This is a genomic window from Rossellomorea aquimaris, assembly GCF_003315075.1.
GTDB classification, from domain to species: Bacteria; Bacillota; Bacilli; order Bacillales; family Bacillaceae_B; genus Rossellomorea; species Rossellomorea aquimaris_C.
In genome coordinates this window covers 12,864-30,955 of record NZ_QNRJ01000028.1, presented here as the reverse complement: position 1 = coordinate 30,955, position 18,092 = coordinate 12,864, and the positions used below count along the sequence as shown (strand labels likewise).

Genomic DNA, 18,092 nt, shown 5'->3' with positions numbered 1-18,092 from the left:
GTGAAGTCCTCCTTTAAATTAAAGCGTCAGGATTCAATCCTTTTAGCTCTTCTACTACAAATAACCCATCTTTCCGAATTAAAACATCATCGAAGTAAATTTCTCCTCCGCCATATTCCGGACGCTGGATACAGACCATATCCCAATGTACATTCGAACGGTTTCCATTATCGGCCCCTTCATAGGCCTGTCCTGGTGTGAAATGGAAGCTTCCGTTTATTTTTTCATCAAATAAAATATCCAGCATCGGCTCATTGATCTTCGGATTCACACCAAGAGCAAACTCCCCAATGAAACGGGCCCCTTCATCTGTATCCAGAATATCGTTCAGTTCCTTCGTTTTATCAGCCGTTGCCTTCACAATCTTCCCTTTTTCAAACGTCAAAGAAACATTGTCAAAAGAAAATCCGCGGTACAGTATCGGCGTATTGTATGTAATCGTCCCATTTACACTATCCTTCACAGGAGCTGTATACACTTCCCCGTCCGGAATATTCCGTTCTCCAAAGCACATGACAGACGGAATATCCTTGATGGAAAACGTAAGGTCCGTCCCTTCGCCGGTAATCCGTACTTTATCGGTTTGATCCATCAGCTCTTTAAGAGGCTTCTGGGCTTCTTCCATCTGCTTGTAATCCACCGTACAGACTTCCAGAAGATAATCGAAAAACGTGTCATAACTCATCTTTGCTTTCTGGGCGAGTGACGGGTTTGGATAGTTTAATAGAACCCATTTCTTATTTTGAATGAGATAGTCATTGGATTCTTTCATATGCGGCATGAGGAGCTGCCACTGTTCGGCCGGTACCTCGCTCATCTCTGCGTCGTTTGCTTCGCTTGAAATACTGAGAAACGCGTCGATATCCTGATATTTTTCCATACTCCATTTATTTTGAAGAATCATCTGTTCCGGTTTCGCATGAGTGGCCATGATCCTCATTAATTCCTGATCACCCAGCTCATAATATGGAATCACTCCCATCTCATACGCTTTCTGGAGAAGCTCCTTTACAAGTGGTTTCGTGGAATGCTCACCTGCAATAAAGAGTTTTTCTCCTTCTTTTAATGCTAACGAATGAGTCAGCAGCACTTCTGCCAACTTCTCTAATCGTGGATCTCTCACTTGGTATCCCCCTAAATTTTGTCTACCTTCAAACTTCGACAAAAAAATGGAAAAAACCTCCTTTTGATTATAAAAAATCCTGCAGTCGCATTGACCGCAGGATTTAAGGTTATTAGTTTGTTTCGATCAAGCCATACTTCCCGTCACGACGCTTGTACACAATATTCGTTGCGTTTGTCTCTGCGTCTGTGAAGATGAAGAATGTGTGACCCAGCATATTCATCTGAAGGATCGCTTCTTCGCTGTCCATCGGCTTAAGATTGAATTGCTTCGTTCTTACTACTTCCGTATCGTCCTCTTCCTCCAGTTCAACGGCAGCTGCGCCATTCGGAGAAACATGATTCAGATCTTCCTGAGCCGCGAAGAACTCCTTCGGGCTGCCCTTTTCACGCATCTTACGGTTCACTCTTGTTTTATGTTTGCGAATTTGACGCTCCAATTTATCTACAATCAGATCAATGGCCGCATACATATCCGTGTTGCGTTCCTCTGCACGTAACACTAATTGCGGCATTGGAATAGTCACTTCAGTTTTCGTATTTTTATCAGGATACACTTTTAAATTAACATGTACATTTGCATCAGGAGTTTCATTAAAGTAACGGTCTAACTTGCCAATCTTCTTCTCCACGTGTTCGCGAATCGCTGGAGTTACCTCAATGTTCTCGCCTCGAATGTTGTAGTTCAACATGTAAACTCCTCCTTTTAAAAATAAAGCTATGTTTATATATTCTCCATTCCCTTGAATTATCCTTCTTAAACTTTCTAAATTTTTTGTCAATTTTTCGTAAAGTTTGTAATATGGTGTCGAGAGTGTTGATGGATAAGGGATCGGAGAATGAAAGAGTGAGGTGATGATTGCGAGTATGTAGGATTCACCTTTCACTCTTTATATTATTATTTTCTCACTTTTGGAGGGGATTAAACGGGGGGAATTTGGAGGATTTGTGAATGGTTTGGGGCGGATTTGTGAAGGGAGAAATAAGTTTAACTGTTAAAAATAGCGGTGGATTTGTCAGTTGGATCTTGTTCTTTTTTTGCCTGTTAAATATCTCAATAAGTTTGCCTGTTAAATAGTATTAGAATTTCAACTGTTAAATTTCCAGTCATATTTAACAGGCAAATTAAAAATTGTATTCATTTGTTAAGGTCAAAACGCAGAAACACCTGCAAAACTCAGCAGGTGTTTTCTTATCCTCAGTTATTAAATTGCTTTAACCTAATTTCCACATAAAATTTATAATGATTTTTCGAACCATTATTCATAAATGAGAGTATCTTTCTTGTATCAACATGCTTATTCTCTCTATTAGTAATAAAAGATCGATAACTGGACCATTGATATTTTTCGGGTTCAGTTGCAATACCGGCTCTTACAGGATTTAAGTGAATATAGCAGCTTGTGTCGACCATTTGCTTGTTGTTCCGTATAATGACTGATTTAAAACGTCCCTGAAAAAGATGGCCTTCAAACCCATTTCTCTTATTAAAATAACGGGCATAGCGATAATGGATATATTGAATGATCTTGCCTGGAGGTTCATTGATGGTTTCAATCAGGAGATGAACATGATTGGTCATGAGGCAATAGGAGTGAAGAATAAAGGGGAACTTTTCTTTTGCATCTTCTACAATTTCTAAATACTTGAGACGATCTTCTTTGTTGCGAAAAATGGTATATCTCCGGTTTCCTCTTGCCGTAATATGATAGGTATATCCAGGGTACCATTCTCTTCTATTCGCCATGTCAACATCCTTTCTACTTTTGGTATCTCTATCTTCGACATGCTTATACAAAATCCCTGCTAATCGTGGAGTTTGCCTGTTGAATTAGCTCTGAAATTTAACAGGTAAATAATCCAGGTAAATAATCTAGAACATTTGCCTGTTAAAAAACCTGTGATATTTAACAGACAAAATCACCTTAAACTTAACAGACAAACAAAAAAAACCTGCTCTCTAATATAGAACAGATCCACTAAACATCCACATCCCGCCGACCAAAAAACCACCCCGCCAATCCACCAAACCCAATCAAATAAACCACAATCACCCCTACCGAAAACAAAAACGTCATCCCTTCAAATGGCGGTGTACCGAAGAAATACTGCTGCAAATCTGTATTCGCAAACAACAAATACTTCCCCCATTCCATTCCCCGCTCATTCATGACAATCAAGAACGTTCCTGCAGAAAACGTCAGAAAAATGGTCGATCCAATGGCAAAGGAGCTACTTCTCGTCAATACAGACAGTGTGAAAGCAACAGAACAGATGACGATCAGTTCAAGAAATCTCAGGACATAAGCTCCTGCCACCAGGAAAAAGTTGACGTTGAATTCAAAGAAGCTGTCGTAGAACCACAGAATGCCCAGTACCGCAGAAAATAAGAAATGGGCAGATGTCAGAATGGTTGCTATGACGACAACGGCTAAGTATTTGGAGACCAGTATTTTCACACGGTTGATGGGACGAATGAGCAGTAGCTTGATAGTGCCTGACGAAAACTCATTGGATACAATGTCACCTGCTATGATGAGGCAGAAGACTTGAAGGACGACGATAAGGTTTGAGCTGATTCGCATATACTCCCAGAAGGAGAATTGGATGCCTTCGAATAGCATGTAGACGAATAGGGATGCGATGGAGTTGATGAATACAATGACTCCAAGGGACATCCACATGCGGGGGCGGGATAGTTGTTTTATAAGTTCATTGGTGACAAGGTTAAACATATGTCTTCATCCGTTTCGTACTTGATTGGCCAGTTTCTTGGGTGCCACTCTCAAATAGCCTTCGTGAATCAAGCCTTTAATTGCTTGCCAGCCTACTTCCTCAGTCTCCACTAACACCCAGCCGTGTCTTCCGATGTAGGGGGCTTTTGTGTAGCCTGACTGCTCGATTAAAATTTCTTGCGTGGTGGGGAGGGTTTTAATAGATAAAGAGAGATTATTCTCCTCTCCAATGATCACAAATGGCTTGTCCTTCACCCGGAAAGAAGTGTGTCCGAAGCCGTCTATATGTTCATGGACTTCAGGATAGGTCGCGCACAGGGTTCTGATTTCATCTACCAGACTATTTTTCATCACGGCTTCCTCCAGCATTTTTCTATTATTATAGCATGAGCGTTTTTGGAAAAAGAAAAAAAGCCTCGGGGATTCGAGACTTAATGTGTTAGATACGGTTTAAGTTCGTTTTCAATCGATGCTTTCCAGGCAAAAAAGGCTGGGGACAGGTTGTCCTGAACGATACTTTGTTTGAATACGTTGTTATCCAACTGTCCATCCAGTTTCCATGCCTGATCCGTCACGGTATCAAATCCGGTTAAAGCAATTTGGATTTCTTCCCGCCCATCGAATATTTCATTAAGCAGACGATGGCTTTCTGAAATCTGACCAATGGCCATGAAGACATCGGATAGGACCTGATCCCCTTCTGTTTTGCTTAAGTCCGTGAAGCTTGCTTCCACATATTTCAGTGCTTCTTCGATTGTGTCGAGCATCCCGACGTATTGGCTGACCAATTCGTACTGTTTTTCATCTAGTTTCGTTGTCAAAGAATCACCTATTTCTTTTTATCGTAGAACATTCCATCATATTGTAAAGACTCGTATGGGTTTGAGTATTTTTGGGCAGACGTTTTTTTCTTAGTTAAGCCATTCATGTCCCGTTTGATTTCCAAACGCAACTGAGCAAGTTGCCGATCGATTTGCCCGTTCCAGGCAATCATCTGCTTGCCTAGTTCCTGCTCATCCTGAGTATAAGGCGGCTTGATGGTGCCAAGTACGCTCTGCCTTTTTTCTAAAAGAGATTCCACTTCTTCAATCGTAGTTTCCCTGTTTTCATCGTTCACCTGTTCCAACGCTTCTTTCAATTGCTTCGTGATGGTATAGCACAGAAGGACCGAGCTCATTACGCCTGTCCACCTTGACCGGCATGTTGCTTCTGGCGGTTCAGTTGAATGACTTCTTTCCACGTATCACGGAAGTCTGTGATGAGACCTTCTACTTCATCTAAAATCGCCGCGTCATTCTTGATATTGGCTTCTGTTAAGCGGCGATTAATATAGTCGTATAGGGACATAAGGTTTTGAGAGACTTCAAGATCCGTGTTTAATGTCACCATCAACTCATTCACGATGGCCTGGGTCTTTTGTATATTGGTATTTTTCAGTTCAATATTTTTTTCTTCAATGGCTTTTTTTGCGATATGAATAAATTTCAGGCTTCCGTTATAGAGCATAAGGGTGAGTTCACCTGGTGATGCGGTGTTGACCGAGTTATTCTGGTATGCTGCATACGGGTTGTTGATGGCCATAGTGACACTCCTTTAGTTATGATTAGCCGCCGAATTGGTTCATGAGGAACATGGATTGTTCGTTGGAACGCTGGATGGCTTTTTCCATGGCGGTGAATTGGCGCCAGTAGCGGTCTTCGACTTGGATTAGCCTGTCCTGGAAACGGTCCATTTGGCTGTCCATGTTGTTTAATAAACGTCCCAGGGTAAATGTATTATTGGTGCTCGAAGCCTTCCCTGCTTTCTGCTCAATGCTGTCCATTGTATCTTTCAACGTATCACGTAATCGACGCGCGATGCCTTGTTCGTTTGTAGTCGCACCATCTTTAGCAAAGATCTCATAGATGGCATTCGGGTCTTTTGAGATCGCTTCTTTCAGCTTGCTTTCATCAATAATCAGTTTTCCTCGATCGAGGTAGTTACTTGAAGTTTTGATACCGATTTGGGCTAATTGGTCGATGCCTAATGATCCACCAGATATTGGTGTGTACATGTCGGTTCGCATTTTGTTAAGACCAGAGGTAAGAACGGAATCGTTTCTCAGAGTACCATTGCGGGACTTTTCTTCCCATAATTCAATTTCTTTTTCTTCCATGGACTCTTTTTGTTCAGCCGTCAACGGTTGGAAATCACGGTATTTCTTTTCGTTTACTTCGCCGTTTACTTTTTCGATTAGTTTGTTGTATTCGTCTACGAATTTGACGATTTTTTCCAGGATTTTGTCGGTGTCGGGTTTAGAAGCGAAAGTTACATTCGTATTGGATGCATTTTTAAGTGTTAATTCAAATCCATTAATGTTAAATGTGTTTGATGAACGCTGTGTTTTCATACCATTATACGTAATAATAGCATTCTCCCCGATGGAACCCCTGCTGACTGGGGCATTTGCAGCAATGTCATTATCTCCATCTAACTTTAAATGATTTGTAAATAAATCACCCTGAAGCTCAATTTCTGCTCCACTTTCATTGCTTCCAGTGTTCTTACTCATAACCGACATTTGCTTGGTTTGTTGGTCGTAAAACATCGTCACGCCTGTTTGAGCATTGACCTTAGAGATTAAACTATCTAACGTTTCGTCTCCAGCATTAAACTTGATTTCGGTAAAATCAGCCGCCATCGTTCCATCCGCTTTAATGGCTTTGACCTTAATGCTTTGCTCACCAGTCAACCCAAAGGAATCACTCAACTTCTTTTTAGAATCAAATGCCCCACCATCTAACTGAGTAATAGGAGTGCTGTACATCGTAGCAGCAGTGGCCAGCTTCTCTACCTTGAGTGTTCCAGTGAAATCAGTGGTAGAGCTGATATTTCTAACAGATACCTCATTCGGGTTCGAAACAGAAACGGTTTTCTGCGTATACGTCCCCTGCTTCATCACCCCGTCAAAAATAAGATTACTAAAATCAAACATCATCTTATTCATATCCCGGTAGTCATCACGTTGCCATTCAAGGTATTGCTTCTTCTGTTCCAATTTATCTAAAGGAATTCGTTCCGCCTTCATTAAATCTTTAATGATCTGATCCGTGTCCATACCACTGGCAAGGCCACCAATTCGCATATCAGCCATATGTATCTCCTTCCATTAAACCTTCTTATCCACCAGCAATCCAACAAATTCCGTCATCGCGGCATGCATATCAAGCATTTTCTTTGCTGGTATCTCCTTCACTATCTCCTGCGTCCGATCGTCAACAATCGTCACATAGTATTCTTTCAATTTATCATGAAATTCAAATTTGAGGTGTGTATTCGAAGTGGACATAAACTCATTCATCCCATGAACGACATCTTCCAATTTTTGTTTGGTGACAGGTTCTTTGGTTTTAGTTTCTTCATGGTGTCGTTCCTGCGCTTGAATTTGTTTCACTTCTTCACTGGTTTGATTCTCTAATCTAGTAAATGATTGTACTCCTGAAACTCCGCCTGTCACTTTATCAATCATCTTTTGATCCTCCTGAAGGTTATATGGATTATATCGGTGGTTGGTGGGGAAAGTTTAGGCAGAATAGGCTTTATTTTGTTTCCATAAAGGGAATATAGTAAAATAAATACAGAACATAAGTTCTTAATAGAAGGGAGTTGTTTTGAATGGAAAAGTTCCTTAATCTATCTTCTATTCAAAGAAATTTACTTGTAGGGAGCATAATGGGTGATGGAGAAATTACAAAGATCTACCCAAATTCACGCCGAAAAAATCATAGTTACCGTGAACATTATGGTGTAGAACAAGAAAACTACCGAATGTGGAAAGCTTCATTTTTCCCAGATCTCTTCTACCTTACAAAGAAAAGCCAAACCATGCGTTCAAAGTCTAGTCCCCTCTTCACTGAGCTATTTCCATACTTCTACAATAATTACTCTAAACAAATCCCATTAAAGCTTCTGAAATATTGTACCTCCCCCTATTTCTTAACAGCACTTTATCTTGACGACGGCTCTCTATCAATCTCTAAAAGAATTAATCATCGAAACAAGAAGATTTACTTAACCCCTCATATATACTTATACCTTCAAAATTACACTCAGAAGGAACTTGAAGTACTACAGCAACACATTTTAAATACATTTCATATTGAATTCAAACTAAGTAAAAGAAGAGATGGTCATGGTTATGTTTTAAAAGGAACCTCAACAGACTTAACATACAATTTCTTGAACTTACTTTCGCCCATTACTTTGACATGTGAAAGTATGTACTATAAGTCTAATTGGGAATGGAGGCTAAAACAGGAGGAAAATAAGTTTTTAGAACAATATCCCAATTATCAAATCATAGCTTCTTCCCCCAATAGATTCAAGAATTATACCGCAGAAGAAGTAAGAAAAATGATATTCCTGAAGAAAAGTGGTGTTAAAGATATAGAGATTGCCAAAACTTTATGTAGAAGCTATTGGTCGGTAGTATACAAACTAAGAGAATTACGGAGTGGAAGGTTATTATAATTGTTAGTGACATTAAAAAGAGAGACTCCAGGAAGCTTAGAGTCTCTCTTAAACAATTTAAAATTAACGAAGAAGTTGTAAAACTCCTTGTGGTTGTTGGTTCGCTTGCTTTGCGACTATGTCTTTCGATCATAGAATAGACTATATCTTCACCCTTTTATGCAAGGGGCTGGGCACTTCGAACAGGTATTCCTGCCCTACGAGATTCATAATCATAGCTTTCGCCTTAGACCGTATTCTCTAGTCGTTGAACCTTCTCCAGAGTTTCCTCACAGGAGCTTGGCTGCTGATTATCCATTGTTGCATCTCTATCATTTTCAAACCGTTCCGCCTACCGTTTCCAGTTACGTTGTGGTTGATAGAGCTTTAGGAAGTTCCAGCAATTCACCCAGTTATACTCCAGCTCGTTACCAAACTGGACGCCCTCGAATCAATTATCTCAGAAGTTGTAGTACTCCTTGAGGCATTTGATTGGATTGAGCCAACATTGCTTGTGCAGCTTGAGAAAGAATAGAATTCTTTGTTTGGTTCATCATTTCTTTCGCCATCGTGCGAACATTTACTTTCATAAATGACCAGACTATATCTTCACCCTCTAAGAATCTAGTAGGGGTTGGGCACTTCGGATTCACAATGCTGATGACCATTGTTTCACCTACGGATTTCATCACCATAGCTTTCGCCTTAGATGGTCTACCCTAGTCGTTGAACCTTCTCCACTCTTTCAAGACAGGAGCTTGGCTGCTGATTGCCCAATCTCTTCTTTTATTAAAGCCCATCACGCTTGTCGTTTCCAACTACGTTGTGGCAAGAAAAGCTCTAAGGGGTTTCCAGCAATTCACCCAATTATGATCTCTAGCCGTTACCAGCCAGGACGACTGTGCTTGTTACTGCTTAGGCAGCTAAAGCATAATCTACGTCACGGATACGAGATTCCGCAGCAGTTAGGTTTTCGGAAGATGTGTTTAGGTTGTTGATTGTGTGTTCTAAACGGTTTTGAGTAGCACCAAGATTTGAACGTTCTGAAGAAACTTTTGCAATTGCTTCATCAATAACTTTAATTGCTACGTTAGCTTGACCTTGGTTACCAACTTTAATGTCTTTCACTCCTAAAGCTGATGATCCCATGTCTTTGATTGCCAAGTTAATGTTTTGACCAGTGTTTGCACCGATTTGGAATGTTGAAGAACCATCGGAATGAACATCAGTAGCTTGAGTAGTTTCAGAGAAACTAGAGAGTGCATTTGTTGCACCCGCTTTTACATTTCCAGATGCATCTTTAACAGTTACTGTGAAACCATGAATAGCTCCAGTTTCACCTGAAGTGGCTGCATCAAACTCTACCCCACCTGTGGTATCAGCCATAGAAGCTAAGTTAGCATCTGCTGTTCCACCAACACCATCACTATTAGTTAAATGACCAAGTGTACCAGCACCTACTGCAAAAGTATTTGTAACTGTTGCACCGTCTTTTACATAAGAAACTTCAATTGTATCAGTAGCAGCGATACCTAAACTATTACCATCTTTATCAGTAAGAGCTGTTAATGCTGTAGCAACGGCACCTGATGCCCCCAGATTAGTATTAGTAGTAGTATTAGCTACTGCTGTAGTGGTTTTATCCATTGAACCATCCAATAGGTTCTTTGTGTTGAATTGAGTTGTTTCTGCAATACGATCAATTTCTTTGCCTAATTGATCCATTTCATCTTGAATGTTCTTACGATCTTCTGCTGTGTTAGTATCATTAGCAGCTTGAGTTGCTAATTCACGTTGACGTTGAAGAATTGAGTGAGTTTCGTTTAAAGCACCTTCAGCTGTTTGAATCAAAGAAATTGCATCTTGAGAGTTGGCTGAAGCTTGGTCTAATCCACGAATTTGTCCACGCATTTTTTCAGAGATTGCTAGACCTGCAGCGTCATCTCCAGCGCGGTTAATACGCATACCTGAAGACAATTTCTCCATAGATTTTGATTGATTAGTCGATGCACTATTCAACTGACGATAAGTATTCAAAGCCGCAATATTATGATTAATTCTCATAACTTAAATTTCCTCCTTGAAATTAAGCCCACATCCATGTGAACTATAAAGTTTAGTAGTTTGCAACGAGTCATAAAGGTCGGCCGCCCTTTTCCTCGTTGCTTACACTACTAATATCGGTCGTTTTGACTAGTGTTTAATAGTTTGAGAAAAATAATTACTCATTTTTCGGCAAAAGATTGAATAGGTTGTCGATTCCTTTGGAGGCTTCGGTGTTTTCTTCTTGAATGGAAAGGTAGACTTCTTTCCGATGAATGTCTACGTTCTTCGGTGCATTGATCCCCAATTTCACTTGATCCCCTTTAACAGAAATGATGGTTAACTCAATTTCATCCCCGATTTGAATGCTTTCTCCCGTTTTTCTTGTCAGTACTAACATCCCCTCACCCCTTCTTTCCTGCAGGCTGTGCAAAGATCTCGTGCTTGGTTTGGTAGTCTGTGTTGTTTAGGATAACTTGTTTTCCTTTGCGATTTGCCAGGTTGATAATAATCGGAGCCTGGAGATTTGCGGTTGATTCGGTAAGGGGTTCTTTCACTGTCAGAATAGAGAGAACCTGGATTTCTTGTTCGGATGGGTTTTCCAGTAGTTCGACACTCGCTGGATCCAGTACAAAATCATAATCTTTGAAAAAGACAAAGGGATCTGTGACGACGAATCCAAGTTGAGGAGTGGTCACCGATTGTAGGATATGAAACCATTCATTTTCAGGAAGGGGCAATAATATAAACTGCTTTTCTTCTCCAAATCCGGGGATTCCGTGTTCAAATATCAGGACTTCCTCTGAATGGATGTCAATGACGCCGTGGTATTTTGTATCTATGTTCATCCTTCTCATTCCTTCGTTTTATATTTCTTGTTCGTAGTTAATGCCGACATGCTTCAAGTTCGCGAAGTCGACTTGCAAATCGGCGTATCGTTTCAGGCTGATGTCGACTTGGGCAGGCGTATATTGGATGGTCGGTTTCTGTGGACGAGTATTGTTGATCACTTTTTGAGGTTCAAAGTTCACTCTGACACTTCCCGGATCATACCCGATCTTGACGCTTCCGGCAGATGGGATCCAGCCAATATTAAAGTCGTACATGGGGTTTTCGCTGTTTCGTTTTGCCTGGTCTGCTATCGCGTTTCCTCCATGTTCAACCATCATGAGTTCATCCCCGTCCTGGGCCACCCTGGCAAGACCCGCTAACCAGTCTTCGTATCCTTGTTGGGAGTATTCTTCTATCCTGCGGCGCACGGATTTCAAATCCATGTCTGCCCTGGCCTCTGTCTGGTCGATGGTTAATCTTGATGGCCTCCGTTCAATCTCCATTTTCCCGGCTGGCTGTTGAATATCGAGTTCTGCCCTTGGTTGTTCGATATCCATTCGTCCCGGAGTCGTTTGGATCCCGAGTTCCGCCGGAGTAGATTGTAATCGTATTTGTGGAATGTTCAAGTATTTATACCTCCAATGAAAAAGGGACTATCCCCTAAGGTGACAAAACACCTTAAAGGGTTAGTCCCCTTGCATTTATCGTAAGAAATCCATCAATGTCGGCTGCATGATTCTTGCCCCTACGCTAAGGGCTGCACGGTGGACACTTTCCTGGGTTTTTAGGTCGGTGATCACACGTTCGATATCGGCGTCTTCGTTATCCGAGAGAATATGGCTTGCTGTCACTTCTTGCTGTGCCAATCGGTCATCGATCATCTCTAATCGATTGTAGCGGGCACCAAGATCGGATCTCTCAGCTGATAAGGTATTCATCACTTGATCTAAGTTTTCAAGCTCTGTATCAAGACTTGAAATATCATCTGATTCCAATGCTTTTTGAATACTGTGAACCGTATCGAATAATTTTTGACTGAAAACATTCGTTGGGTCCGCATTGGCCTTAAGGGATACACCCGGGGAAACTTCAATCATGTAGTCGCCTGTTTTTCCGTTGACTAAGTTATCTGCTATTTGAGGAGCAGTGCCGTCTGCAGGTGATCCATCTTTCATGGGGGAATTTCCTACGTCCGTCCCATTAAAGATATACCTGCCTGCCACTTTTGTTTCAGCTACGCTTACAAGGTCCTTTTTTATTTGTTCTATTTCAACGGCCACCGCTTTGCGGTCTTCTTCACTAAGAGATCCGTTCTTCCCTTGCAGTGTCAATTCACGAACACGCTGCAGCCCCTGATTCGCATGATCAATTCCGGACTCTGAATTCTCCATCCATAAATAAAGTTCTGATAGATTTCTCTTATATTGTTCAATCCCCGTCAGATTGGAGCGGTAAAACATGCCTTTCATCGCAACGACAGGGTCATCGGAAGGCTTCGTGATTTTCTTTCCGGTCGCCAATTGGTCTTGAAGCTGTCCCATCCGGGCGTAGGATGAACTTAAATTCCTCATTGAGTTATTGGTTAACATACTTTGGGTTACGCGCATTTAGTCACCTGCTTATCTTCCAACGGTTCCCATGCCGTTGATGATTTTATCGAGCATTTCGTCTTGTAAAGTGATCATTCGGGCAGAGGCGTTATAGGCGTGCTGGAACTTGATCATGTCGGTCATTTCTTCATCTAATGACACACCACTCACTGACATGCGGCGCTCATCAACGGCTGACCTTAACACCTGGGAATTGTTCGCTAATCGCATGGATTCCTGGGATTCTACAGCCATTTTTCCGATAAGGGATTCAAAGTGTCCCTGAAAGGAAGATTCTTTCTCACCGTATGGCAGTTTAGTGGTTGTGATTATATTTGCCAAAGCAAGGACGTTGGACGCATCCCCCAAGGTCGGATTATCTTTCCCGGAGGTTGCAATCAGATCCAGGTTACTTAGCTCATCCGCAATTTGGATACGCTGGGCAAATCCCACTTTGTCGATAGTCCCTAAATCTGCAGATGGATTTTTAGCATCCTGGAAGAACTTAGGCGTTTCAACAGCTGGATCTTCTATTCCTTCCGGAGATACCCCTTCTTGATGCTGGATATTGAAAGCTTTCGCAAATTCATATGCCATGCTGTCCAATTCATTCAGCATGGAAACATAAGATCCTGCAGCTTTCCCCTCTTCATTTACATGTCCATATGTATCGACAAGGGCTTTCAATTTCCCTTCACCTTGAGCCAGGAAGTCATTTATGGACATCGTTTCCCCGTCGATCGTAACAGAATCCACCGTGTTCTGGTCTCCATTAAATGAAAGAGTGAGTTCTTTAGCTCCACTTTTATCAACCAGGTTCACCGGGTTCTTTCCATCTTTACCTACTAATGTTATGGTCACGGAACCTTCAGCCATGGCAGAAGAGCCTCCGCCATTCGACTGATAACTTGTTTTGATCGTGACCTGTTTCGATAACTCATCGATTAAACGATCCCGTTCATCATACAAATCATTCGGAAGATAACCGTGGGGCTCTACTTCGGCAATTTGTTTATTAATATTATCAATCTGTCTTGTAAGAGAGTTAACTTGCGTTTCACTCACCGACAATTCATTTTTCAAATCGTTTCTCACGCTTGTTAAAGAGGATGATAAGTAATTGAACGTTTCAGCAACGGCAATTCCACGCTGACGCACGACAGACCTGGCACCTGAGTTCGTAGGATTAACGGCTAGATCCTGAAGGGATTGCCAAAACATATCCATCGTCTTTGACAAGCCGGAATCAGATGGTTCGTTCATGACTTCTTCCATCTTTTTCATGGCTTCCATTTTCGTATCCCAGTAGCCAAGCTTATTGTTTTCCCCTCTATATTGAGTGTCTAAGAAAGAATCACGAACCCGCTGGATTGAACCGGCTTCGACCCCTGTTCCAATTTGACCAGGAATTTGCGGTCGGTTCATGGAGGGGGCCGGGTAAGGTTCTGTTTGTGCAAAATTGACACGTTGACGAGTGTAACCGGGAGTATTTGCGTTGGCGATGTTATGGCCTGTCGTATAAAGGGCTCCTTGTTGGGTGTACATCCCCCGTTTAGCCGTTTCAAGGCCCATAAAAGTGGATCGCATGGTGTTGCCTCCGTTTCAAATGATTGATGTTATGCTTTCGAATCGAACATGGATCGTCCTGCCGGTATCGACTTTTCACCATTTGGACGGGAGTAAGTTAATTTTTCTGATTGAGGCTGAAGCATCGACAGGTTCATATTGACAAATTGAAGAGATTGATAGACAAGCTTTTGATTGAGTTCGTTACGCCCTTTCAACTCGGTTATCACATCGACAAGTTTCTGCTGCCAGTATCCAAGAACGTCTTGATCTTCAGGTGAACTGTTCTCCATACACAGTGAGATGGTTGGGTTTTTCTCCATTCTTACACCAAGAGATTGAAGATAGTTATTGGACTCCTGTTGTCTCTTATTTTCAACGGTGTTGATGGCTGCGATATGCTTTTGTTCATTCTTTAGCACAGCGTCCAGTTCGTTCATGGCACCATTTTTAATAACATTCGTTTTTTCAACAGAAAGATCGAACAAACTCTTGTGCAGCTTATATAGTTTTTCTAAAGTTGCAATCAGTGAAGTTGCAGACATGTTTGTTCGCTCCCTCAGCTTCCGTTATAAAAATCCTTTAATCCTTTTGCAATCGCTTTAGGATCAATAGTGTAATTACCGCTCTGCACTTGATCCTTTAATGCTTCTACTTTTGCCTGGCGCTCTTTACCGATTTTTGAAACCTCCTGCATCTCTTTTGCAGCAGAAGAAATTTCAATTTTGTCAGATGCCTTTTTTCCAATATTGCCGAGCTGGTCCATCTTGTTAAGATTGCGCTTATAAGGATTAATGTTCTGATTGCCTATATTGTTAATCTTCATCATTTTCCCCTCGCTTTCATCACGTCCATCGTTTCTACCTAGTATATCGGATAAAAACATCGTTTGTTTAGTTCAAAAGAATGGTTAGTTTTTCCTGATTTATGAGCTAACCTTCTAGTTCTTATCTCTCATGGTGTAATACGTTCTCTGTCCGGATTCCTTGACCTTACTCTTCCATTCCTGCTCGTTTTCAAACTGTTTCAGCTCGCTGACAATCTCGGATGAGCAATCACCACAAATTCTTCCCGTAACAATAATCTTCCCGCATTTATCACACGGATAACCCATATTCGGAAACTGCCTAGTCTGAATGCGCCCTTTTTTTACCCATTTATATAGAAGCTCCTCGTCCACCCCTGTCACTTCAATTACACGATCCATGGTCGCAGCACGGTTTTCCCTTTTCTTTAAAAATTGGTAAACAGACTCGTACATATTTTCTTCTTCTTTATAGCAAGTATCACACACTTCCCTGAACTTATTTCTCATAAAAATGGCGTTGCATCGTGGACAATTAATGATTTCAGACATCTTTCTATTCCTCCCTGATTCACTTCTGTTACTCTCTATATCGGCATAACTGTGTGTTGCTTTAACCTCTGGCAAGAGTCAAAGAGGATACTTCTGCAGCACCTGCTTCCTTCAGCAATTTAGCTGCCTGCCTCAATGTCGTTCCAGTCGTATAAATATCATCAAACAGAAGGATCGACTTTCCCTTAACATCCACTTCACCCAACTGGAACACCTGCTCCTGCTGAAGCCGCTCCTTCCGAGTCTTCTTTGACTGCTTTTCCGAGTGAAAACGTGTGAGGAGACAAGAGGGACGGACCTCTGCTTCTTCCAGAAGAGCTGTGGATTGATTGAATCCTCTTTCATATAAACGTTCATCACTGAGTGGGATGGGAATCACTATATCAATCTCACTTTTTTCAATATAGTTTTTGAGAGTATGAGCAAATGGTTTCGCCAATACATAGTCTCCTCTATATTTGTACTGAGCAAGATACTCCTTAAGAAAATCATTATATTGATAGAGTGATTCGTTCTGTCGGAGAACCCCTTTCCACTCATAGTCAGACTCCCATCGGTCGCAATCCAGGCACTGTTCCCCTTTTATAAAATCAGAAGATAACTCTTCCAATGAGCGAGAGCACCCTGAGCAACGCTTTCCATCTATTATCATCAGATGTTTTTCACACTCATTACACAGAAACGGAGGAACTCTGTAAAATAATCCTTTCCATGACATTACCTCTACAAGTTCATTCCCACAGTACAAGCATTTACTTACCATCAATCAGCCCCCGCTTCCTTGCTTCCTTATTCATGCCATCAATATGAAGGAGCGCTTTGATCATCTCACCGGTGCGGCCGTAGTGAAAATAGACTATGTCACCCTTTGGAAAGTCCGCACTCCTTCCTACTCTTCCTGCGATTTGAACAAGTGCGCTTTCCGTGAAAATCTTCTCTTCAGATCCAAGCACAGCTACATCGATATTAGATATTGTGACTCCCCTTTCTAAAATGGTCGTCGTGAGTAGGATAGGAATCTCGTTATTTCGCATTCTCATGACTTTTTCTTTCCGTTGGGGGTCTTCTGCATGGACGGATTCGATGAGGGGATTCATTTCTTGAAATAACGGCAGGGCTTTTTCCATAAGTTCGACGGTCGGGAAGAAAATGAGGGATTGTTTGGATTGCTCGAGTTTTGATATTGTCCACTTTTTCAATGGATGAGGGATTCGATTTTTCTTCAATGATTTTTTCCAAAGGCCACACCACACAAACCTGGGAAGTGGAATCGGGTGACGGTGGAAACGGGCCGGGATTTGGATAAAGGTTCTATTACCCTTGGCACATTGCTTCTGTGTTTTTCGATCCGGGGTAGCTGTGAGGTAAATAATTGAGGAATCGGGTTTACGTGCTTTTTCTACTGCCCATTGCAAGGAATCATCATAGGAATATGGAAAGGCATCTACTTCATCGATGATCATGACATCAAAGGCGTCCTTGAATCGATAAAGCTGGTGGGTGGTGGATAGAACAAGTTGGCCATAGGTGTTCCTTTCTTCAGACCCGCCGTAAAGTGTGATGATCGTTGTGTCAGGAAAGACCTTTTTAAGACGTGGAGACAATTCAAGAATGACGTCAGTTCTAGGGGCGGCAATGCATACCCGTTTGTTTTGCTGAAGAGCTTTATGGATTCCCTCAAACAGAACCTCGGTCTTCCCTGCCCCGCACACCGCCCATACGAGCAGGTCTTTGCTGGTATTAACTGCAGATACCATTCGATTAGAAGCTTCTTTTTGCGCCACTGAAAGAGATCCGAGCCATTGAAAAGTTGGAGGCGATTCAGGAACCGGTTCAGGACCATGCCATTTTAAAAGCGGTGTGCATTCGGACACCCTGCCCATCATGATGCAATTTCGGCAATAGGTACAGGTTTTGTGGCATCTTGAACATGAAAAGGAAGCGAATAAATGAGGACTGTTATTTCCACAACGATTGCATAGCCTTTCCTCCACACCTTTTTGATAGGAAACATATCCATTTAAATAATGCTCATGAACGACTTCAATTGAAGTTGGGATTTCGTCTAAAAGTAGGGAACGGCCGCTAAGAAAGGATTGAAGTTCTGAAGAATAGGTAAAGGTTTCATTAAGGGGTTGAGGTGAGATGGAAAATATATCTGAAATTCGATGCAAAATGGGATTCTCTTTTAATAAGGATTCCGGAATCAAACGATTATCTACAAAAGCAAAACGCAAACACATCACTCCTTATTTTGGATAATGATGTATTCTACACAAGGTTGTGAAAATCCTGCCTAATAAAAAAAGGTGCCAGGCACAAAAACGTTATTTTGTGCCTGGCACCTAGAGTTTTTGATTG

General features: G+C 41.6%; 22 protein-coding genes and 1 pseudogene. 1 reads left to right on the top strand and 22 read right to left on the bottom strand.

Features of this window, described 5'->3' with window-relative positions:
* Positions 1 to 13: 13 nt before the first annotated feature.
* The 10 genes from DET59_RS19885 to flaG form a co-directional block, all read right to left on the bottom strand.
* The gene (locus DET59_RS19885; RefSeq protein WP_113971340.1) at positions 14 to 1,123 is read right to left on the bottom strand and encodes an aminopeptidase; all 1,110 of its coding nucleotides are present in this window, start codon (positions 1,121 to 1,123) and stop codon (positions 14 to 16) included.
* A gap of 112 nt (positions 1,124 to 1,235) precedes the next feature.
* On the bottom strand, positions 1,236 to 1,814 hold the full coding sequence (gene hpf, locus DET59_RS19880) for a ribosome hibernation-promoting factor, HPF/YfiA family (protein ID WP_113971339.1): 579 nt from the start codon (positions 1,812 to 1,814) through the stop codon (positions 1,236 to 1,238).
* Positions 1,815 to 2,320: 506 nt separating this feature from the next.
* Complete coding sequence (locus DET59_RS19875; RefSeq protein ID WP_113971338.1) at positions 2,321 to 2,869, bottom strand: REP-associated tyrosine transposase; 549 nt, start codon at positions 2,867 to 2,869, stop codon at positions 2,321 to 2,323.
* A gap of 232 nt (positions 2,870 to 3,101) precedes the next feature.
* Positions 3,102 to 3,857: an ABC transporter permease gene (locus DET59_RS19870; protein WP_113971337.1), complete on the bottom strand. Its 756-nt coding sequence runs from the start codon at positions 3,855 to 3,857 to the stop codon at positions 3,102 to 3,104.
* 6 nt (positions 3,858 to 3,863) lie between these two features.
* On the bottom strand, positions 3,864 to 4,208 hold the full coding sequence (locus DET59_RS19865; RefSeq protein WP_258549750.1) for an MmcQ/YjbR family DNA-binding protein: 345 nt from the start codon (positions 4,206 to 4,208) through the stop codon (positions 3,864 to 3,866).
* A gap of 80 nt (positions 4,209 to 4,288) precedes the next feature.
* Complete coding sequence (locus DET59_RS19860) at positions 4,289 to 4,678, bottom strand: DUF8042 domain-containing protein (protein WP_113971335.1); 390 nt, start codon at positions 4,676 to 4,678, stop codon at positions 4,289 to 4,291.
* An 8-nt stretch (positions 4,679 to 4,686) separates the two neighbouring features.
* Positions 4,687 to 5,034 carry a flagellar protein FliT gene (fliT, locus tag DET59_RS19855; RefSeq protein WP_113971334.1) on the bottom strand — a complete coding sequence of 116 codons (348 nt, stop codon included), beginning with the start codon at positions 5,032 to 5,034 and terminating at the stop codon, positions 4,687 to 4,689.
* Complete coding sequence (fliS, locus tag DET59_RS19850) at positions 5,034 to 5,438, bottom strand: flagellar export chaperone FliS (protein WP_113971333.1); 405 nt, start codon at positions 5,436 to 5,438, stop codon at positions 5,034 to 5,036. Before fliS ends, fliT begins: the two co-directional genes overlap by 1 nt.
* 22 nt (positions 5,439 to 5,460) lie before the next feature.
* Positions 5,461 to 6,990 carry a flagellar hook-associated protein 2 gene (locus tag DET59_RS19845; protein WP_113971332.1) on the bottom strand — a complete coding sequence of 510 codons (1,530 nt, stop codon included), beginning with the start codon at positions 6,988 to 6,990 and terminating at the stop codon, positions 5,461 to 5,463.
* Positions 6,991 to 7,005: 15 nt separating this feature from the next.
* Positions 7,006 to 7,365 carry a flagellar protein FlaG gene (gene flaG, locus DET59_RS19840; protein ID WP_113971331.1) on the bottom strand — a complete coding sequence of 120 codons (360 nt, stop codon included), beginning with the start codon at positions 7,363 to 7,365 and terminating at the stop codon, positions 7,006 to 7,008.
* A gap of 146 nt (positions 7,366 to 7,511) precedes the next feature.
* Here flaG and DET59_RS19835 point away from each other — a divergent pair, with 146 nt between their 5' ends.
* Positions 7,512 to 8,366, top strand: coding sequence for a DNA endonuclease (locus DET59_RS19835; RefSeq protein WP_113971330.1), 855 nt, complete (start codon positions 7,512 to 7,514; stop codon positions 8,364 to 8,366).
* Between the two features lie 434 nt (positions 8,367 to 8,800).
* Here the strand turns inward: DET59_RS19835 and DET59_RS22215 are convergent.
* From DET59_RS22215 to DET59_RS19775, 12 genes and pseudogenes are all read right to left on the bottom strand, one after another.
* Positions 8,801 to 8,917: pseudogene (locus tag DET59_RS22215) on the bottom strand (flagellin); the annotation flags it as partial.
* A gap of 343 nt (positions 8,918 to 9,260) precedes the next feature.
* Positions 9,261 to 10,409: a flagellin N-terminal helical domain-containing protein gene (locus DET59_RS22340; RefSeq protein WP_113971329.1), complete on the bottom strand. Its 1,149-nt coding sequence runs from the start codon at positions 10,407 to 10,409 to the stop codon at positions 9,261 to 9,263.
* A 157-nt stretch (positions 10,410 to 10,566) separates the two neighbouring features.
* Positions 10,567 to 10,788 (bottom strand): carbon storage regulator CsrA, encoded by a 222-nt coding sequence (csrA, locus tag DET59_RS19820; RefSeq protein ID WP_113971328.1) that lies wholly within the window; start codon positions 10,786 to 10,788, stop codon positions 10,567 to 10,569.
* 4 nt (positions 10,789 to 10,792) lie between these two features.
* A complete protein-coding gene (gene fliW / locus DET59_RS19815) occupies positions 10,793 to 11,236 on the bottom strand; it encodes a flagellar assembly protein FliW (protein ID WP_113971327.1) in 444 nt (147 codons plus the stop codon).
* 18 nt (positions 11,237 to 11,254) lie between these two features.
* The gene (locus DET59_RS19810; protein ID WP_113971326.1) at positions 11,255 to 11,845 is read right to left on the bottom strand and encodes a DUF6470 family protein; all 591 of its coding nucleotides are present in this window, start codon (positions 11,843 to 11,845) and stop codon (positions 11,255 to 11,257) included.
* Positions 11,846 to 11,920: 75 nt separating this feature from the next.
* Entirely contained in the window at positions 11,921 to 12,826 is a 906-nt protein-coding gene (flgL, locus tag DET59_RS19805) for a flagellar hook-associated protein FlgL (protein ID WP_113971325.1), read from the bottom strand.
* Positions 12,827 to 12,838: 12 nt separating this feature from the next.
* Positions 12,839 to 14,395, bottom strand: a complete 1,557-nt coding sequence (gene flgK / locus DET59_RS19800; protein WP_113971324.1) for a flagellar hook-associated protein FlgK — start codon at positions 14,393 to 14,395, stop codon at positions 12,839 to 12,841.
* Between the two features lie 29 nt (positions 14,396 to 14,424).
* A complete protein-coding gene (locus tag DET59_RS19795) occupies positions 14,425 to 14,919 on the bottom strand; it encodes a flagellar protein FlgN (protein ID WP_113971323.1) in 495 nt (164 codons plus the stop codon).
* Positions 14,920 to 14,933: 14 nt separating this feature from the next.
* Positions 14,934 to 15,200, bottom strand: coding sequence for a flagellar biosynthesis anti-sigma factor FlgM (flgM, locus tag DET59_RS19790; protein WP_113971322.1), 267 nt, complete (start codon positions 15,198 to 15,200; stop codon positions 14,934 to 14,936).
* A 114-nt stretch (positions 15,201 to 15,314) separates the two neighbouring features.
* The gene (locus DET59_RS19785; protein WP_113971321.1) at positions 15,315 to 15,731 is read right to left on the bottom strand and encodes a TIGR03826 family flagellar region protein; all 417 of its coding nucleotides are present in this window, start codon (positions 15,729 to 15,731) and stop codon (positions 15,315 to 15,317) included.
* Positions 15,732 to 15,792: 61 nt separating this feature from the next.
* Positions 15,793 to 16,341, bottom strand: a complete 549-nt coding sequence (locus DET59_RS19780) for a ComF family protein (RefSeq protein ID WP_258549749.1) — start codon at positions 16,339 to 16,341, stop codon at positions 15,793 to 15,795.
* A gap of 142 nt (positions 16,342 to 16,483) precedes the next feature.
* Positions 16,484 to 17,968 (bottom strand): ATP-dependent helicase ComFA, encoded by a 1,485-nt coding sequence (locus DET59_RS19775; RefSeq protein ID WP_258549748.1) that lies wholly within the window; start codon positions 17,966 to 17,968, stop codon positions 16,484 to 16,486.
* Positions 17,969 to 18,092: the final 124 nt, after the last annotated feature.

Excerpts from the sequence above, each read along its gene's own strand:
- hpf (WP_113971339.1), bottom strand. The coding sequence starts at position 1,814 with ATGTTGAACTACAACATTCGAGGCGAGAACATTGAGGTAACTCCAGCG.
- DET59_RS19875 (WP_113971338.1), bottom strand. The coding sequence starts at position 2,869 with ATGGCGAATAGAAGAGAATGGTACCCTGGATATACCTATCATATTACG.
- DET59_RS19870 (WP_113971337.1), bottom strand. The coding sequence starts at position 3,857 with ATGTTTAACCTTGTCACCAATGAACTTATAAAACAACTATCCCGCCCC.
- DET59_RS19865 (WP_258549750.1), bottom strand. The coding sequence starts at position 4,208 with ATGAAAAATAGTCTGGTAGATGAAATCAGAACCCTGTGCGCGACCTAT.
- fliT (WP_113971334.1), bottom strand. The coding sequence starts at position 5,034 with ATGAGCTCGGTCCTTCTGTGCTATACCATCACGAAGCAATTGAAAGAA.
- fliS (WP_113971333.1), bottom strand. The coding sequence starts at position 5,438 with ATGGCCATCAACAACCCGTATGCAGCATACCAGAATAACTCGGTCAAC.
- DET59_RS19845 (WP_113971332.1), bottom strand. The coding sequence starts at position 6,990 with ATGGCTGATATGCGAATTGGTGGCCTTGCCAGTGGTATGGACACGGAT.
- flaG (WP_113971331.1), bottom strand. The coding sequence starts at position 7,365 with ATGATTGATAAAGTGACAGGCGGAGTTTCAGGAGTACAATCATTTACT.
- DET59_RS19835 (WP_113971330.1), top strand. The coding sequence starts at position 7,512 with ATGGAAAAGTTCCTTAATCTATCTTCTATTCAAAGAAATTTACTTGTA.
- DET59_RS22340 (WP_113971329.1), bottom strand. The coding sequence starts at position 10,409 with ATGAGAATTAATCATAATATTGCGGCTTTGAATACTTATCGTCAGTTG.
- csrA (WP_113971328.1), bottom strand. The coding sequence starts at position 10,788 with ATGTTAGTACTGACAAGAAAAACGGGAGAAAGCATTCAAATCGGGGAT.
- fliW (WP_113971327.1), bottom strand. The coding sequence starts at position 11,236 with ATGAACATAGATACAAAATACCACGGCGTCATTGACATCCATTCAGAG.
- flgL (WP_113971325.1), bottom strand. The coding sequence starts at position 12,826 with ATGCGCGTAACCCAAAGTATGTTAACCAATAACTCAATGAGGAATTTA.
- flgK (WP_113971324.1), bottom strand. The coding sequence starts at position 14,395 with ATGCGATCCACTTTTATGGGCCTTGAAACGGCTAAACGGGGGATGTAC.
- DET59_RS19795 (WP_113971323.1), bottom strand. The coding sequence starts at position 14,919 with ATGTCTGCAACTTCACTGATTGCAACTTTAGAAAAACTATATAAGCTG.
- flgM (WP_113971322.1), bottom strand. The coding sequence starts at position 15,200 with ATGAAGATTAACAATATAGGCAATCAGAACATTAATCCTTATAAGCGC.
- DET59_RS19785 (WP_113971321.1), bottom strand. The coding sequence starts at position 15,731 with ATGTCTGAAATCATTAATTGTCCACGATGCAACGCCATTTTTATGAGA.